Below are 16,373 nucleotides of genomic sequence, written 5' to 3' on the forward strand. Positions count from 1 at the left end.
CCAACGTGCGATGAGTGAGGCCGCACCGAGGCAAGGAAGGCCGTGCATGGCAGACCGTCCCTGGATCCTGAGCGCGCTGGGGATGATGTGGCTGGCGACCGCCGTGGGGCTGGGGTGTCAGCCCGTCTCCGAGCCGGGCGCGGCAATGGCCACGGGCGTTGCTTCGCGGGCCGTGGTTCAGGGCACGGATGCTCCGGGAGACCCAGCCGCTGTCGCGCTCGTGGCGCGGCGTGCGCGGTGCTCGGGTGAGCCGCCGGTGTTGCTGTGCTCGGGCGCGCTCATCGCGCCGGATGTGGTGCTCACGGCGGCGCACTGTCTCGCGCTTCTCGGGCAGGACGGTGGCTATGAAGTCTTCGTTGGCCAGCGCCTCCTTCCCGCGCCGGATGGGCAGTTCGTGCGGGTGGCTCACGCCCTCTCGCACCCGGGCTACGTGCCGGAGACCCACGAGAACGATGTCGCGCTCCTGCGGCTCGCGCGCGCAGTGGACGTGCCGCCGTTCGTGCTCCCGTCGAGGTCCGGTGGGGGGCCCGCCGTGGGGGATGCGACGCGGGTGCTCGGTTACGGCGACACGAAAGATGCGCAAGCGCCCGCGGGCCTGCGGCGACAGGGCGCGCTGACGGTCACGCGCGTGGATGCACGCGCGTTCCATGCAGGCCCTGCGCCCTCGATGAGCTGCGTGGGTGACAGTGGTGGGCCGGTGCTCTGGGCCCAGTCGGGCCCCGAGGTGCTCGCTGGCATCACGGTGAGCGGTGACGTGGCGTGCCGCACGGAGGCCGTCAACGTGCGAGTGGAGGCCGTCCTGGATGACTTCATCCGGCCGTTCCTCGCGGAGCCCCCGCTGAGCGACACCTCCACGCTGCACCTCGATGCGCTCTGTCGCGAGTCTTGCGCCGATGCTCGCGAATGTCCGTCCGGCCTCGCGTGTGTCGCGTCCGCGGGCGGCCCAGGTCGCTGCGTGTTGTCAGCGCTCCAGGATGGAGACTTCGGTGCGCACTGCGCGGAGGACGCCGCCTGTGCCTCAGGAATCTGCGCGAGGCTCGACTCCGACGGCGCAGAGGCGTGTCGTTGCTTCACGCCGTGCGCCGCGCCGCCCGAGCCCACCGAGGCCCCGGACGCGTCGAAAGCAGAAGGCTGTGCCTCCACGTCGGGTCTGCTGCCTGGGTTGGCAGGTTGGGTCATCCTGGCCACGCGTCGCCGCGCCCGTTCGTCATGGATTGGCTGAATTGCTAGCATTGTGAGTGTTGCTGGATTGTGTGGTCTGCTTTTCGGGCGGCATGTCGCCGCTCGGGAGGAAGCCCTCGATGCGCAATCGATTGCTCGCGGTCTGTCTCACCCTCGTCCAGTTCGCATGTGAAGGAACCCAGCCACCCCTGCCGACTTCCGCGCCCGTCGCACGGGACTCGGGCGAGGACATCCAGGCGGCGCTGCGTGCGTTGCCCTCGGCGGAATCAGCCGGCGCGGGCGAGGAGGGGGTTCCATTCCTCGTGCGAGGTGACCTGGGCCGGGTCGAGGTCTCGGGACAGGCGCTCTCCGCGCGCGACACCGAGGCGCGTGCGAGCGCCGTGCTGGAGTCCATCGCTCCGGTGTTCCGCCTGCGCTCTTCGGAGTTGGTCCTGCGCCGCTCCAGCCAGGACGCGCGCGGTGACACGCATCTGCGCTACGGCCAGAGGCACGAAGGGCTGGAGGTCATCGGACAGGAGCTCATTCTCCACGTGGATGGCTCGGGGCGCGTCTTCGCCGCGAATGGCACGGCGCGCGGAGACGCAGCCGCGCCGGTGCCCTCGGACGCGCGCCTGTCGCCGGCGGAGGCGGGCGTGGTCGCGCTGGGCGCCACGCCGGGAGGCTCGCGCGTGGAGGGGACGCCTCGGCTCGCCTATGTCCGTGCCTCCGCGGAGGCGCGCCTGTCGCTCGTGTTCGAGGCGGTGGTCACCGGCGTGTTCGCGGCGCTGCCCGTGCGTGACCACGTCTATGTCAATGCGCTCGACGGCGCGGTGGTGTCTCGCACCTCGGACATCCACGAGGTGAAAAACCGCCGCATCTACTCCGCCAACGGAGGCTATGCGCTGCCGGGAGCCCTGAAGCGCGCCGAGGGGGGCGTCGCCTCCACGGATGCGGCCGTCAATGCGGCCTACGACAACCTGGGCCGTTTCTACGACTGCTACCAATCCCTCTTCGGGCGTGACTCCTTCAATGGCACGGGCGGCGCGCTGCTGGCGAGCGTCCACTATGGCAGCACCTATGTGAATGCCTATTGGGACGGCACGCAGATGGTCTGCGGTGACAGCCCCACCACGGGGCCGCTGTGCAATGACATGGACATCGTCATGCACGAGTTCACCCATGCCGTGACGCAGTCCGAGTCCAACCTCAGCTACACGGGCGAGCCCGGCGGCCTCAACGAGAGCCTCTCCGACATGGGCGCCGCCTACTGCGAGAGCTGGGTCTTGGGCGGCTCCACGGCGCCAGAGGTCTGGCGCATCGCCGAGGACACCTTCGGTGCGTCTGCCTATTCGTTGGCGGATCCCGCGCGCAATGGTGGCTCGGTGGACTTCTATGGCGACTTCGACGCGAGCGCGGACCCCCACCTGGGCGCGGGCATCCCGGGCCTGGTCTTCTCGCTGCTCGCGCAGGGCGGAACGCATCCGCGCGGGCTCACCTGCAACCCGGTTGCGTCCATCGGACTCACGCGCGCCGCGGTGATTTTCTACATGGCGAACACCAACTACTTCACGCCCACCACCACGTTCGCCCAGGCGAAGGCCCTCACCGAAACGGTGGCGGACACCTATTACGGGCCGACGGTGAAGGCCTCGGTGACCCAGGCGTGGCTGGCCGTGGGCGTGGGGACGGGCCTGGGGGTCGCGTGTCCGCCCGTCGCGCTCGCCAACGGCGTGGGCGTGCGTCAACTCTATGGCGCGCTGGGCAGCTCCACCGCCGTGTACGCCATCACGCTGCCCGCCGGCGCCTCCAACCTGGTGGTGAGCGCCAGCGGAGGCACGGGCGACGCGGACCTCTATCTCCGCTTCGGCGCCGCGCCCACCTCCACGCTGTATGACTGCCGTCCCTATCTCACGGGGACCGCCGAGTCCTGCGTCTACGCCACCCCGGCGGTAGGCACCTACTACGTCATCCTGCGCGGTCGAGACGCCTTCGCCGGCGTCACCCTGCGCGCCTCCTTCACGCGCCCGGATGGCTCCACCGTGCTGTGGGTGCCGGACTTGGCGGGGGCCACTGGCTCGCTCCAGACCTGGAGCTACTCGGCCGTGGCCGGACAGTCCGTCACCTTCTCGCTGTCCCCCGGTCCGTCGGGCGCCACGGGAGACGCGGACCTCTATGTCCGCTTCGGAGGGCCGGCCTCACCCACCCTCTATGACTGCCGTTCCTCCAACAAGGACAACCTGGAGCAGTGCGGTCCGCTGACCCACGCCACGGCGGGCACGTACTCCGTCCTCGTGCACGGGTACTCGGCCTTCACGGGCGTGGACGCGCTGGTGCAGTAACGGCGGCCTGGAATCATCCACTCCGGGAAGATTGCCGGGGCGTGTCGTTCTGCAGGAGCCAGTGAAGGGGCCCGGGCCCCCGAGCGGGCGGATTCCTCACTGACGAGCACACGCCTATGTCCCAGAAAAGCAGTCGTATCGCGGCGGGAGTCGCCGCGAGCGCCCTCCTCATGTCTCCGATAGCGGCCCGGGCCGCTGTCTCCACCGGGCCCATCATCATCATCGACCCGTGTGTCCTCTACACGCTCACCCTCGCGGGCTGCCAGAACCCACAGAACTCCTGTGAGACCGCCGCCCGCGAGCGCGCGAAGACGGACCCGGACGCCACCTGCAACACGCTCATCAAGCAGGCCGCGGATGCACAGGCCGCGACCATGCCGCAGCGCACGGTGGTGGTGCCCACGCTGCGCAAGTCGGACGGCACTTCGGTGACGCCCCCCGAGCCCACCCGCACCGCCGCCATCCAGAAGGATGACCCCAACGGCTACTCCATGAGTGGCCTGGGGTCGTTCTATCTGGGTCAGGTGCACCGCGCGCAGACGTACCTGCCCGAGACGAGCGCGTACTCCGACTATCTGGCCAACTACCGGCAGCAGCAGCGCGACGCGTGGAACGCGAACGGCTACGCGCTCACGTCCTGCTCCGAGTACGTCTACGAGAAGTACTACGACTACAGCGTCTTCGAGGACGCCATCGTGTCGCGCGGCAGTGATTACCGCGGCATCTACAGCGTCGCGTATGCCATTGCCCGCGCGCCCTACTTGCCGCCCGCGTCGGCCATTGGCACGCGAGGCATCTCGGACCCCGTCCAGCGCGGCAAGGACGGCACGCCCTTCTCGCCGGCCATCACGTTCCCGCAGGGCGAGCCGAAGAACCAGTTCTTCACCGTGCCCGTCTCCACGTCCAGCAAGGTGAGCATCCTGAAGGGCGGGACGCAGGACTCCGTGGCCTACGGGCCCAACGGCGTCATCCTCATCTCGATGAAGGACTTGCAGCGCACGCGCCTGGACCTGTCGGGCGTGGCGTTCGAGGACGCGGCGCTCAAGCCGCTCATCGACGCGGGCGCGCACTACTACGATGAGAGCTGGGCGTGGCACAAGCAGATGAACGCGCGCAACGCCTCCGTGCTCGACGAGCAGATGTACGAGCTGGAGCGCAAGCAGGAGGACTTCAGCCAACTGCTCGCCAAGCGCGAGGAACTCGTCAACACCATCGCGTCGATGTTCAACCCGAAGCCGCCGCTGGTGGGCACCGCGCCGCGCTTCACGGACAACTGGTGGAGGGATCCGGTCTGGAACCCGGACCCCATCGCGGTGAACCAGTTCGCGCAGGTGAACATCAACGTGCTGCCGCAGGTGGGCACGCTGGCCGCGCCGACCACGCTCACCTCGACGAACACGCGGGCCGCGACGACCTCGCTCGCGTCGACGAGCACGCAGTCCGCCGTCGTCATCCCGGGCCCCATCATCACCCAGCAGCCGGTGCTCTCGCCCATCAACACGGCGGCGCTCTCCACCATCTGCACCGGCAACCCCATCATCTGCCTGCTCTACCGCCTGGAGGCGCTGGACGGCGCCATCGAGCAGTCGCTGCACGACGCGCAGGCCCTGGGCTGCCTGGACTTCAACACCACCGGCCCCGCGGCGTGTGACTGGTCGCCCAAGCGCTTCGCCAGGCGCGTGCTGGGCCAGTACCAGGTCGAGCGCGAGAAGGGCTTCCAGAAGTGCTCGGACTACACCGACAACGACTTCACCTCGCTCAAGACGAAGGTGATGGCGGCGGGCAGCGTCAACTACCCGTCCACGGACTACACCACCAGCCCCGCGAAGCTGGAGCAGTACTTCGTGCGTCGGGACATCTACCTGAACGCCCTGCGCAACGTGACGGGCGACCTCATCGACCCGGCCACCGGCAAGGCCCGCGTGAAGTGGGAGGCGGGTGACTCGTACAGCATGGGCGACGACACGTTCGGCGCGTCCGCCACGTACAACGTCTCCTTCGAGATGAGCAACCTGGGCCAGAGCGACTGCGCCGCCTCGCCGCGCGCGTACGGCAGCTTCACGGCCACGGGCCGCGCGTTCGGCTCCTCGGTGCAGTTGGTCAGCGCGCTGGCGGACGTGACGGATCAGCACGCCAAGGTGAAGTTGGACGTGCTCGACAACTCCGTCCACCTGGTCAACGTGGACAAGGACATCCCGGTGGGCACGTACAACGTGGTGTCCGGCTCGAAGATGAAGAGCGCCACGTTCGTGCAGGCCGAGGTCACCTTCGTCATCGTCGTGGTGCCCGTGACGCTGGGCGCGAAGGTGGGCGGCACGGTGGGCCTCAACTACGCGGTGGATGCCAAGCACGACGTCACGACGACCAACGGCTGCAAGGTCAACTCCATCGGCGTCAGCGGCACCGTGTCGCCGTTCGCCTCGGTGGACGGTGAGCTGTACGCGGGCGTGGACCTGTTCATCGTGTCCGCGGGCGTGAAGGGCAAGCTCCAGGTGGTGCATGCCTCCATCCCGCTCCAGGCCAGCGCGTCGCTCGTGTACGGCGCGGGTGGCAACAGCGTGCTCACCTTGAACCTGGCCGCGCGCAGCGACCTGAAGTTCACCTTCCTCTCCGGCTCCATCGCCGCGTTCGTGGAAGTGGGCTTCTGCCCGGCCTGCGTCTCCTACGACGCCACGCTCGTGAGCTGGGACGGCCTCCACTACGACATCAACCTCTTCAACAAGTCCGTCGTCGTGCCGCTCGCGGACGTGCAGTACCTCGTGACGCACGCCCTCTGAGGCGCGCGTTCCGAGTCCCCACCTCCGCACGCGCCTGACCTGGCCTGAAGGAAACACCCATGCGCACCCGTCTGCTCATCACCCTCGGCGTCGCCGGGGCCCTTGCCCTGCTGTTGGCCGTGGGACTCGGCCTCTTCTCCGAGTCACCCGCGGTGGTCCCCGACGCCCCCGTCCGCTTCGCCTTCCCGAGCGGAAGGGCCTGGGCGTGGCGCCTGTCGTACGACGCCGCCAGCCACGTGACGCTGTCTGGGACGTCCGGTGCCGCGGGCACCTCGTCCCTGGCCGGGCGCGTGTTGCTGGACGGGCGGCTGGTGCTCAAGGGCCTGGGCAAGCAAGGTGACGCGTGGCGCGTGGGCCTGCGGCTGGAAGACTTGCGGCAGCACTCGTTGCAAGTCTTTGGCAAGGAAGTGCTCCCGGATGCGGCGTCCACCGACGCCATCTTCCAGGGGCGCGAGGCCGTGCTGGAGGTGGGCCCGGAGGGAGACGTGCGCAGCGTCTCCTTCCGGGAGCAGGACCCGTCCCTCTTCAAGAACACCGTGCAGGCCTTGGTGGGGGACCTGCAGGTGGTGTTGCGCGACGGCGAGGCGTGGACGGTGGAGGAGTCCACCTCGCGAGGCCGCGCTCGCACGGGCTACACGCGCCGAGGCGCGGATGATGCGCAGGGCGCGCACCTGGAGAAGCGCCGCGACGTGTACACGGAGGTGGTGGGCCTGGGACAAGGTGGCCCGCTCCGCGTGGACTCACACTTCCTGGCGGACGTGTCGCGCGCCGGGTTGTTGGAGCGACTGGAGGGCGAAGAGACGGTGGAGCGCCTGGGCCCCACGGGCACGGCGCTGGCGGGCACCACGGTGCACCTGCGCCTGGTGCGTGAAGAGGGCGGCGTGGCGCCGGACGCGGCCCCGTCCTCGGTGGTGGCCGAGGCCCAGCAGCGCCTGCCGCCGGGGCGCATGGTGGTGGAGGCCCAGACGCGCGAGAACATGCTGGCGCAGCAGGTGGATGGCCTCACCGTGGAGAAGCTCGATTCCTTGCTGAAGTCCTTCGGCCGCGGCGGCGTGATGCCCGACCACAACCATTTCCTCCTCCAGGCCACGGGCCTCTTGGAGCAGCAGCCCGCGCTGTGCGCGCACATGGTGGACGTCTTCCGAGACCCGGCGATGGGCAGTCAGGGCCGCGCGCTGGTGCTGGACCTGCTGGCCGGCGCGGGCACGCCCGAGGCCCAGGCCGCGTTGGTGGACGCGCTGCGCACCCCCGAGGCCCATGCCGAGCGCTACCACATGATGCTCAGCCGACTGTCGCTGCTCACCGAGCCCACGGTGGAGACGGTGCGCTTCGCCCAGTCACTCTACGGTGGCACCGACGGCGACGTGCACATCGCCAGCGCGTACTCGCTGGGCGCCACCGCGGGCGCGCTCTACCGCAACGCGCATTCCCCCGAGGCGCTGGCCGCAGTGCAGCGAATCGCCTCCGACTTGCGCGACGCGAAGGCCCCGGTGGATCAGGCCCACCTGCTGCTGAGCCTGGGCAACGCGGGCGTGCCCGAGACCGTGGCCACGGTGATGCAGTACGCCCACGCCGACAACGCCGAGGTGCGCGAGGCCGCTGCCAAGGCGCTGCGCAAGGTGCGAGGCCCCGAGGTGGAGAGCGCCCTCATGGGGCTGGCCCACGACGCCGCGGTGCCCGTGCAGGCCACCGCCTTCGAGTCCCTGGGGCGCCAGAAGCTCCAGGCCGATGCGCTGGTGCAACTGCGTGACCTGGCGCTGGCCGGACAGGTGAACGTGCAGAACTACCACGGGCTCGTTTCATTGGTGGAGCCGTACGTCCACACCGAGCCCGCCGTGCGCGACCTGCTCGAGTACCTGCTCACCCAGGACGTGCCGGACCGGCAGATTCGCACCCGCATCCGCGGGCTGCTGGAAGGCTGAGCCCCTCCCCTCGGGGTGGGGCAGGCCCGCCTCAGACGCGGGCCCCTGGTGGGCGGGCTGGCCCTGGAGTTGCTTGGGCGTGGGTACCTTGTCTCCAGGAGCGTCCCTTCGTGGCAGCGGTGCCGCGAGGGTGCGGTCCGCCTGCCTCGGACACACCATGTCCCAGCCTCCCAGCGCGTTCCCCGCCTTGCTGTCCATGCTGCGCCGCCACGGCCTGGTGCCGGCGCTCCTGTGCAGCACCGCCGCCGTGGCCCTGTTGGCCTTCCGGCTGGATTGGAGTCAGGGCGCCAGCTACGTGTTTCTCCTCTGGAATCTCATCCTCGCGTGGCTGCCGTACCTGCTGGCCCTCGCCGCGCGCTGGTTGATGGTGCGCGGGCAGGAGCGCTGGTGGAGCCTGGGGCCGCTCGCCGTCGCGTGGTTGGCCCTCTTCCCCAACGCGCCCTACCTGCTCACGGACTTCATCCACCTGAGCCAGCGGCCCGTCGTGCCGATGTGGTTCGACGCGGCCCTGCTCGCGCTGTTCGCCGCCACCGGGTGGTTGCTCGGGCTGCTGTCGCTGGAGATATGGAAGCACTGGCTTCAGCGCCGCTGGGGGCCCGTGGGGGCGTGGGCCTTCGTCGCGCTCACCTCGCTCTTGTGCGGCTATGGCATCTACCTGGGCCGCGTGGAGCGCTGGAACAGCTGGGACGTGCTGGCGGATCCCCGGCGCCTCTTGTCCGCGGTGCATGCCCACGCCACCGCGCCCGGGGACTTCCCGTACCTGCTCGGGGTGACGGTCCTCTTCGCCGCGCTGCTGCTCCTGTCCTACGCCGCCTTTGAGTCGCTGCGCCTGCGCTTCCGCCGCGCGCAATGGCAGCGGAGCTGACGCCACCCCGGACAGAATGACACCGCCCCCACCCGAGTCGGGCGAGGACGGTGTCGGTGGGACGCGGGGACCTCAGCCGCCGTGCAGCCGCGAGCGCCGACGGGGTCCACCCCGGTGCTTCACGGCCATCTCGCTGGGCGCCTTCTTGCGGCCTTGCAGCGACGTCCTGCGACGGTGGCTCTTGGGCTTGTGCGACTCGGAGGCGGGGCCCAGGGTGGCCCGCTCCAGCGCCCTTCTCAGTTGAATCGCAGCGGCGTCGTCATGGGGCAGCATCCGGCGGCCCTTGCTGGCCTGCTGGCTGGGTTGCGCCGAGTGCGCGCTCACGCGTCGCTTGTTCGTGATGCCTGCCATTCTCGTCCGTACGGCCATGAAGCCCTCCTGCCGTTGAGGTAGGGACGGCGCCTTGGCTTTTCCATCCCCCTCCAGAGGGGAGGACGGGGGCCCCGCTGCGTGTTCGGACGCGCGCGGCACGGCGTCATCCTCTCCCCCCGGAGGAGTGGGCCCCTCCACGGGTCCAACCCGGGGAAGGGCCCGCCGCCCCCGGTGGAAGGTGCTCACGTCAGCGAGCTGGAGCGCTTGCCGCGCTTGGGCGGCCGCGTGCTGAGCGTCTCCGGCGGGAACAGCCAGCCGTCCTCGGTGCGCGAGGCGCTCATCGTGCTCGTCGTCGAGGGCGCCACGCTGACGCCGCGGCAGCCGCGGCACCAGGACTGCGGACGCTGCTCGCCGCGGATGACGCGAAAGCCAAAGTCCTGCTCGGTGGGCCCCACATGCGAGCAGCGCGGGCAGCGACTCAGCGACGTGGTGCCCGTCTCCTTGGCCCGCTGCCGCCCGTGCTCCACCACCAGCGCGAGCGCCGCCGCGAAGCCCAGCCGCCGCTCCGCCGCGACGTGGAACTGGCGCGCCCGCTTCCGCTTCCCCCGACCGAGCACCGGCATGAGGTCCATCCCCCCGAGCAGGTTGCGCTGCTCCAGGACACGCGACGACGGGCTGTTGGCGTTCGAGTGGCTCACGCGACAACTCATACCGAGCCGGTCTGACATGCCCGCGCGACGGGGCACGCCTCAGGCGGGAGGACTGAACAAAAGACCAGCAATCTTCATGGGTTGGGTCATCTCGCGGCCTGGAGTCAGGCGGCGGGGGCGGGGGCCCGGCCGTCTGGCCGTCCCAGCCCGGCGGGGGGCGTGCGCACCGTGGTTCTGATGGCCAGGGAGGCGCGCCATGACCCGTCCGAGCACCGAGTCCGAGTTGCTGTACCGCCGCCACCAGCGGCACGAGTCCCACGTGAACACGACCTACGCGGCCTTCATCCGGCACGTGCGCGAGCTGGCCGAGGTGGAGGAGCCGGTGGCCGAGCGCGCGGCGGTGGCCGTGCTGGGCGCCCTGGAGCGGCGCATCCAGCAATCCCAGGCGAGGAACCTGGAGGCGCAGCTGCCGCGCCGGCTGGTGGAGCTGCTGCCCGCGCAGGAGCTGCGCCCGGAGCGGCCCCTGCGCTTCGGCAAGGAGGTGTTCGTCGACTCCGTGGCGGACGCGCTGCAGAAGCCGCTGGAGGAGGCCGAGTGGCTGGTGCGCTGCGTGTTCCTCGCCCTGCAGGATCAGATCTCCGAGGGCGAGGCGGACGACGTCGCCAGCAACCTGCCCCCGGACCTGCAGGCGCTCTGGCGCATCTCGCAGTGAGCGCGAGGACTACTCGGCGGAGTCCGGCCCGATGGGGCCCGCGCCCGCGCCGTCGCCCACGTTGAACACGGGCGTGCCGCCCGGGAGGCTGGGGTCGTGCGGCAGGCTGCCGCGCGGGCTGCGCAGGTACACGAACGGGGTGGCGAAGAGGAAGTTGCTCACCCGGGACGTGTAGATGTCCGCGTAGCGCTCCACCTGCCGCGCCAGGTGGCTCTTGTCGTTGCCCGCGCGCGTGAGCAGGCCCCAGTGCGGGTTGGACAGCTCGGTGGCGGCGCGGGCCAGCGGGCCAATCTCCGCGTCCAGCGCCTCCAGCTCCGTGCGCAGCTCGGCCAGGCGGGCCACCAGCTCCGTCTCCGGCGTGGTGCCGCGCGGCCCGTACTGGTGGCGCCGGCGCTGCAGCTCCAGGCGCACCTGGCAGCTCTCCGCCTCCAGCCGCTCCTTGCGCTCCATGCGCTCGCCCAGGCGCAGCTCGGTGGCGCGGAAGGCGGCGATGGCGCGCACCTCGTCCTCCAACTCGCGGAGGATGAGCGCGGTGCGCCAGCGCAGCACGTTCTTGCTGACGTGCACGTCGCCGAACATGTGGTCGCCCACGTAGAGGATTTCATCCCCGCTCATGCCCAGGTGCCGCTCCAGCTCCAGCGCGCTGCCGCCGAAGTAGGGCGTGCCCGCCTTGAGCGGCCCCGCGTGCGGCCGCAACAGCGCCTCGCCACCCACCTCCACCACGTCGAAGAGGGCCGAGCGCGTGGTGAAGAACTCGGGCTTGCGCGCGCTGACGATGACCACGTCGAACAGCTGGCGCCACGTCATGCCCGCCGGCAGGTGCCGGTCGAACGCGAAGTGCATCATGGGCTCGGTGTAGGCCCACTCGCTGTTGGTGATGAGCAGGAGCTTCTTGCCCGCGTTCTTCTGGTCCAGGAGCGCCAGCGGCGTCTCCGGGTCATCCAGGACGTAACGCTCCGGGTCCGCGATGATCTCCGCCTTGAGCCGCCCCTGCATGTGCGTGGCGTCCAGGTTCTTGCGCACGTGCTCGTAGAGGTCCGCGTAGCCCATGGGGCCCGGCAGCTGGCCCGCGTCCAGCCGGTCCACGAGCTGCGCGTAGATGCAGGCCTCGGACAGCGAGAAGAGGGTGTTGAGGAACACCCAGCGGCGCTCGGACAGGTCCACCACGATGCGTGCGTAGGCCTCGCGCTGCGCCTCGAACTCCAGGGGGCGCGTGCCGTGCAGGGCCTTCTTCACGAAGCCGAAGCGGTTGGCCTTCAGCAGGTTGCCCGTGGCGGTGTCGATGATGAGCCCGCGGATGGCCAGCATCGGGTCGAATGTCAGGTCGGCGACCGGCCAACCCTGCTCCACCAGGCGGTCCCGGATGTACTCGTAGGCGCGACGCTCCCATGCTTCCACCCGATAATGGATGAGCGTGTAGTCCATGTCGTAGCCCACGGCCTTGATGGCGCGCATGTTGAGGGTGCGGTTACAGAAGAGGCCACGCTCAGGCGGGGGACCGGGAATGTGAGGGCGCATAGGCAGCCCCAGGCTTTGCCCCGGTCGGCGCCAAAAGTCGATGCCCACGTGGGCCGTCCGAGGCTCGGGGGCGTGGAAAGATGCGATACAGGTCGGCCCGAGGGGCCGGAAGCGAAGGGCGCGGAACGATGAAGACGCAGTCGAGCCGGGTGGTGCTGTGGGCGCTGGTGCTGGTGGCCCCGGGCGCGTGGGCGCAGGAGTGGGAGACGGTGACCGAGACGCCGTACGTCGTGAAGGTGCGCCCGCGCCCCGGCACCCAGGCCCGCGAAGTGTGGGCCGAGGGACAGCTCGACGCGAGCGCCGCGGACGTGCAGGCGGCGCTGGAGAACGTGGACACCTACCGCTTCTGGATGCCCTACGTGAAAGAGGCCCGCACGGTGAAGACCGTGGCGGAGGGCGAGCACGTCTCGTACACGCGCCTGGACCTGCCCGTCGTCACGGCGCGCGACTTCATCATCCACGTGGTGCGCGAATCCGGCGTGGCGCCGGATGGCACGGGCGTCTTCGCGCAGCGCTGGTGGGCGGAGCCGGACCTGTTCCCCAGCCGTCGCGACACCGTGCGCGTGCGCCTCAATGAAGGCACCTGGCACGTGGAGCCTCGGGGCGAGCACGCCTCGTATGCCGTCTACCGGTTCTCGGTGGACCCCGCGGGCTCCATCCCGACGTTCCTGGTCAACATGGGCCAGAAGAGCGCGGTGCGAGACACGCTGCGCGCGGTGGAGAAGCGGGCGCAGCAGCTCGCCGCCGAGCGCCAGTCGGGGAAGTGACGTCCGCCGGACGGGTTGGCGCCGAGGGCGGGCGCCCCCATCGTTGAGGGAAGGGGGCTCGCCTCTTCCGTCAACCCATGGCTCGCCTGCACGACAGCCCCCTCCTCGCGTCCGTCTTCGCCAGCATGGGAGAGGGCGTCCTCGTGGTGGATGCGTCCCACCACTTCGTCCTGCTCAACCCCGCCGCCGAGCGCATCCTGGGCCTGGGGCCCGTGGACGTGCCCGTGGAGCAGTGGTCCGAGCACTTCGGGCTGTACCTGCCGGACCAGGCCACGCTCTATCCGCCCGAGCGCCTGCCCGTGGTGCGCGCCCTCCACGGAGAGCTCGTCGATCGCGCCGAGGTCTTCCTGCGCAACGCCGAGCGGCCCTCGGGGGCCTGGCTGCTCGTCAGCGCGCGCCCGGTGCGCGACGAGAACGGGCGGACGCAGGGCGGCTTGTGTGTCTTCAACGACGTCACCGACTTGAAGCGGAGCGAGGAGTCGCTGCGCGCGGGCGAGGAGAAGTACCGCTCGCTCTACAACAACACGCCCGTGATGATGCACTCCATCGACCGCACGGGGCGGCTCATCAGCGTCAGCGATTGTTGGTTGAGCACCCTGGGGTACGAGCGCGCGGAGGTGCTCGGGCGCGACTCGGTGGAGTTCCTCACGGCCGAGTCCCAGCGCTACGCGCGCGACGTCGTCCTGCCCGAGTACTTCAAGACGGGCATCTGCCGGGACGTGCCGTATCAGCTCGTGAAGAAGAACGGGCAGCGCATCGACGTGCTCTTGTCCGCCATCGCGGAGCGCGATGCCTCGGGCCGGGTCAGTCGCTCGCTCGCGGTGCTCATCGACGTGACGGAGCGCAAGCGCGCCGAGCAGGCCCTGCTGGAGAGCGAGACGCGCCTGCGCTCCATCCTGGACAACGCGCCCGCGGTCTTCTTCCTGCTCGACGCGCGGGGGCGCTACATCTTCGTCAACCGCGCGTGGGAGCAGCTGCTGCACCGCACGCGTCAGCAGGTCGCGGGGCGGACCCTCTTCGATGTCTTCCCTCGCGACATCGCCGAGGCCCTCGACCACGCGAACCAGGCCGTCTTCCGCTCTCGCGCGCCCGTTGAGCAGGAGGAGCGCGTGCCGCACGACGACGGCGTCCACGTGCACCTCACGCAGAAGTTCCCGCTCATCGACTCGAACGGCTCGGTGTACGCGATGTGCGGCATCTCCACGGACATCACCGAGCGCAAACGGACGGAGGCCTCCCAGCACTTCCTGGCCGAGGCGAGCCGCGAGCTGGTGACGTCGCTCGACTACGAGACGACGCTCCAGCGCGTCGCCGAGCTGGCCGTGCCGTCGCTCGCGGAGCTGTGCGTGGTGTTCATGCGCTCGGATGGCGCGCGGCTGCGCCCGGTGGCCGTCGCGGACAGCGTCCCCGCGCGCGCGAGCACGGTGCGGGAGTTCCTGGAGGCCCACCCGCCGCGAGTGGACGCGCGGAGGGGGCCGGCTCGCGTGCTGTCCTCGGGGCACGCGGAGTCCTCGCGCGAGTCCCGGGGGCTGCTGGCCGCGAGAGCGCTGGCGGAGCCGCGCTGGGCGGCCGTGGGGGCGCTGCTGGAGCGGCCTTCGCTCGGCGTCCCGTTGCGCGCGCGGGGACGCACCTTGGGCGTGCTGTACCTCGTCTCGCCGCAGCCGGGGCAGGTGTACTCGCGCGAGGAGCTGGCGCTGACCGAGGAGCTGGGGCGCCGGGCCGCGTTCGCCATCGACAACGCGCAGCTCTACTGCTCGGCGCAGGAGTCCATCCGCGCGCGGGATGAGTTCCTCTCCATCGCGTCCCATGAACTCAAGACGCCGCTCACCTCCATGAAGCTGCGCGTGCAGCAGATGGGCGCGGCGCTCGCGAGTACGCCTCGGGGCTTGCCCGTCGTGGCGAAGCTGGCGCGGATGCTGGGCGTCTTCGACGAGCAGCTCAAGCGCTTGTCCCAACTGGTGGACCACCTGCTGGATGTCTCGCGGGTCAACGAGCGCCGGCTCGCACTTCGCCTGGAGCCGCTGGACCTGTCAGAGGTGGCACGTCAGGTGGCGAGTCACGTCGCCGAGCAGCTCGACAAGGCGGAGTGCGCCTTCGAATTGGTGGCGCCGGAGCCCGTGTTGGGGCGGTGGGACCGTCTGCGGATGGAGCAGGTCATGCTCAACCTGCTGACCAACGCGATGAAGTACGGCGCGGGGCACCCCATCCAGATGGAGGTAGCGCCCCACGCGCACAAGGCCTGGCTCGTGGTGAGGGACCACGGCATGGGCATCCCGCATGAGGCGCAGGGCCGCATCTTCGCGCGCTTCGAGCGCGCCGCGTCCCGCAACTACGGCGGGCTGGGACTGGGCCTCTTCATCACGCGCCAGATTGTGGAGGCGCACGGCGGAGACATCTGGGTGGAGAGCGAGCCGGGACAGGGCTCCACCTTCGTCGTGGAACTCCCGCTGGAGCCTGTCCCGGCCCGGACCCCTGTCAGAGCTGAGGGAACCGCACCCCGGGGACGGTGAAGAGCCGCGCGCCGTCTCGGTCCCTCAACTCCACCGTGTACTCGCCGAGGAGCGTGTCTGGCCGCGCCTCCACCTCCACCACGATGGGCACTTTCGATTGCTCACGCAGCGGCGCTTCTTGGGAGACCGTCGCCTTCGCGAATTCGTTGCCATGCGTGGCGCGGACGGTGGCGTGAGTGGGGACTCGCGAGAGGGGGAGGTCTTGCTCTCGAATGAAGACGACCACGGCGACGCGCTCGCTGGCGCGAAGGCTCAGGAGCGAGTCGACAGGAGGCATGTCCGACGCGCGGAGGATGGAGTCCGTGTGGCGCAACTGTGTTTTGACTCCGCGCGGGTCAACCCCACCTTGGCTGAACACCTCGTCGAGTCCGCCGGGATTCGTCCCCGGGCGAAGGCACTGCGCCGCTTCGGGGCCCGAGGAGGGGGACGAGGCCAGCCGGATCCGAACCTCGTCATCGGGCCCGACCGCGTGAACGACCAGCCGCAGCCGCGTGTGAGCTGGGACCGCGCCTTGGGCGAAGCGCACGTCGAGCCACAGGCGCGTGTCCTCATTCAGTGACCCTGTGGGCAGCAGGACGAGTGTGTCAGAAGTCACCGCGACATCGTCGAAGTGCACCGAGTCCCTGGGGGACAGGGACTCGGAGGCCAGGGGCTGTGCGAAGCGCAGGGTGATGGCGCGCCCGGGTTGGATGTGGATCTCGGGTGCACCCGTGTCCTGCGCCGGAGGCGGTGCGAGGGGACGAGGCTCGAGTGAGACCTGGGGCGTATCGGGACGGAATGTCTCGGTGGTCAGGAGCAGCGCCACGAGGCACCCGCCAAGAGATGCGGGCACAGACGGGG

The 16,373-nt window shown here is 70.1% G+C and carries 12 protein-coding genes; 8 read left to right on the forward strand and 4 right to left on the reverse strand.

Annotation, left to right across the window (positions count from 1 at the left end):
• Positions 1-46: 46 nt before the first annotated feature.
• The 5 genes from KRR26_RS14495 (at position 47) to KRR26_RS14515 (ending at position 9,064) form a co-directional block, all read left to right on the forward strand.
• Positions 47-1,222, forward strand: a complete 1,176-nt coding sequence (locus tag KRR26_RS14495; protein WP_236068598.1) for a S1 family peptidase — start codon at positions 47-49, stop codon at positions 1,220-1,222.
• 79 nt (positions 1,223-1,301) lie between these two features.
• On the forward strand, positions 1,302-3,500 hold the full coding sequence (locus KRR26_RS14500; protein ID WP_217080091.1) for a M4 family metallopeptidase: 2,199 nt from the start codon (positions 1,302-1,304) through the stop codon (positions 3,498-3,500).
• A 170-nt stretch (positions 3,501-3,670) separates the two neighbouring features.
• A complete protein-coding gene (locus KRR26_RS14505) occupies positions 3,671-6,277 on the forward strand; it encodes a hypothetical protein (protein WP_233576920.1) in 2,607 nt (868 codons plus the stop codon).
• Positions 6,278-6,336: 59 nt separating this feature from the next.
• On the forward strand, positions 6,337-8,199 hold the full coding sequence (locus KRR26_RS14510) for a HEAT repeat domain-containing protein (RefSeq protein ID WP_217080092.1): 1,863 nt from the start codon (positions 6,337-6,339) through the stop codon (positions 8,197-8,199).
• Positions 8,200-8,356: 157 nt separating this feature from the next.
• The gene (locus tag KRR26_RS14515; protein WP_217080093.1) at positions 8,357-9,064 is read left to right on the forward strand and encodes a DUF1361 domain-containing protein; all 708 of its coding nucleotides are present in this window, start codon (positions 8,357-8,359) and stop codon (positions 9,062-9,064) included.
• A 72-nt stretch (positions 9,065-9,136) separates the two neighbouring features.
• On the opposite strand, the gene KRR26_RS14520 is transcribed toward KRR26_RS14515, so the two are convergent.
• Positions 9,137-9,415, reverse strand: a complete 279-nt coding sequence (locus KRR26_RS14520) for a hypothetical protein (protein ID WP_233576919.1) — start codon at positions 9,413-9,415, stop codon at positions 9,137-9,139.
• A gap of 203 nt (positions 9,416-9,618) precedes the next feature.
• A complete protein-coding gene (locus KRR26_RS14525; RefSeq protein ID WP_120206325.1) occupies positions 9,619-10,104 on the reverse strand; it encodes a hypothetical protein in 486 nt (161 codons plus the stop codon).
• Between the two features lie 178 nt (positions 10,105-10,282).
• Between KRR26_RS14525 and KRR26_RS14530 the strand changes: the two genes are divergently transcribed.
• Positions 10,283-10,738 (forward strand): DUF2267 domain-containing protein, encoded by a 456-nt coding sequence (locus KRR26_RS14530; protein ID WP_120206324.1) that lies wholly within the window; start codon positions 10,283-10,285, stop codon positions 10,736-10,738.
• Between the two features lie 9 nt (positions 10,739-10,747).
• Here the strand turns inward: KRR26_RS14530 and KRR26_RS14535 are convergent, their stop codons facing one another.
• Entirely contained in the window at positions 10,748-12,256 is a 1,509-nt protein-coding gene (locus KRR26_RS14535; RefSeq protein ID WP_120206323.1) for an HAD-IG family 5'-nucleotidase, read from the reverse strand.
• 128 nt (positions 12,257-12,384) lie between these two features.
• On the opposite strand from KRR26_RS14535, the gene KRR26_RS14540 reads away from it, so the two are divergent.
• Together KRR26_RS14540 and KRR26_RS14545 are read left to right on the forward strand one after the other, a co-directional pair.
• On the forward strand, positions 12,385-13,023 hold the full coding sequence (locus KRR26_RS14540; protein WP_233576918.1) for an START domain-containing protein: 639 nt from the start codon (positions 12,385-12,387) through the stop codon (positions 13,021-13,023).
• 77 nt (positions 13,024-13,100) lie between these two features.
• Positions 13,101-15,533, forward strand: coding sequence for a PAS domain S-box protein (locus KRR26_RS14545; protein ID WP_217080094.1), 2,433 nt, complete (start codon positions 13,101-13,103; stop codon positions 15,531-15,533).
• On the opposite strand, the gene KRR26_RS14550 is transcribed toward KRR26_RS14545, so the two are convergent.
• Positions 15,499-16,365: a DUF2381 family protein gene (locus KRR26_RS14550; protein ID WP_217080095.1), complete on the reverse strand. Its 867-nt coding sequence runs from the start codon at positions 16,363-16,365 to the stop codon at positions 15,499-15,501. The genes KRR26_RS14545 and KRR26_RS14550 overlap by 35 nt on opposite strands.
• Positions 16,366-16,373 lie beyond the last annotated feature (8 nt).

This window comes from Citreicoccus inhibens, assembly GCF_019039035.1.
GTDB lineage: Bacteria > Myxococcota > Myxococcia > Myxococcales > Myxococcaceae > Citreicoccus > Citreicoccus inhibens.

What these genes read in the sequence shown, in the direction of transcription:
- KRR26_RS14545 (WP_217080094.1), top strand. Translation starts at nt 13,101, where the DNA reads ATGGCTCGCCTGCACGACAGCCCCCTCCTCGCGTCCGTCTTCGCCAGC.
- KRR26_RS14530 (WP_120206324.1), top strand. Translation starts at nt 10,283, where the DNA reads ATGACCCGTCCGAGCACCGAGTCCGAGTTGCTGTACCGCCGCCACCAG.
- KRR26_RS14500 (WP_217080091.1), top strand. Translation starts at nt 1,302, where the DNA reads ATGCGCAATCGATTGCTCGCGGTCTGTCTCACCCTCGTCCAGTTCGCA.
- KRR26_RS14505 (WP_233576920.1), top strand. Translation starts at nt 3,671, where the DNA reads ATGTCTCCGATAGCGGCCCGGGCCGCTGTCTCCACCGGGCCCATCATC.
- KRR26_RS14525 (WP_120206325.1), bottom strand. Translation starts at nt 10,104, where the DNA reads ATGTCAGACCGGCTCGGTATGAGTTGTCGCGTGAGCCACTCGAACGCC.
- KRR26_RS14510 (WP_217080092.1), top strand. Translation starts at nt 6,337, where the DNA reads ATGCGCACCCGTCTGCTCATCACCCTCGGCGTCGCCGGGGCCCTTGCC.
- KRR26_RS14520 (WP_233576919.1), bottom strand. Translation starts at nt 9,415, where the DNA reads ATGGCAGGCATCACGAACAAGCGACGCGTGAGCGCGCACTCGGCGCAA.
- KRR26_RS14495 (WP_236068598.1), top strand. Translation starts at nt 47, where the DNA reads ATGGCAGACCGTCCCTGGATCCTGAGCGCGCTGGGGATGATGTGGCTG.
- KRR26_RS14540 (WP_233576918.1), top strand. Translation starts at nt 12,385, where the DNA reads ATGAAGACGCAGTCGAGCCGGGTGGTGCTGTGGGCGCTGGTGCTGGTG.
- KRR26_RS14515 (WP_217080093.1), top strand. Translation starts at nt 8,357, where the DNA reads ATGTCCCAGCCTCCCAGCGCGTTCCCCGCCTTGCTGTCCATGCTGCGC.
- KRR26_RS14535 (WP_120206323.1), bottom strand. Translation starts at nt 12,256, where the DNA reads ATGCGCCCTCACATTCCCGGTCCCCCGCCTGAGCGTGGCCTCTTCTGT.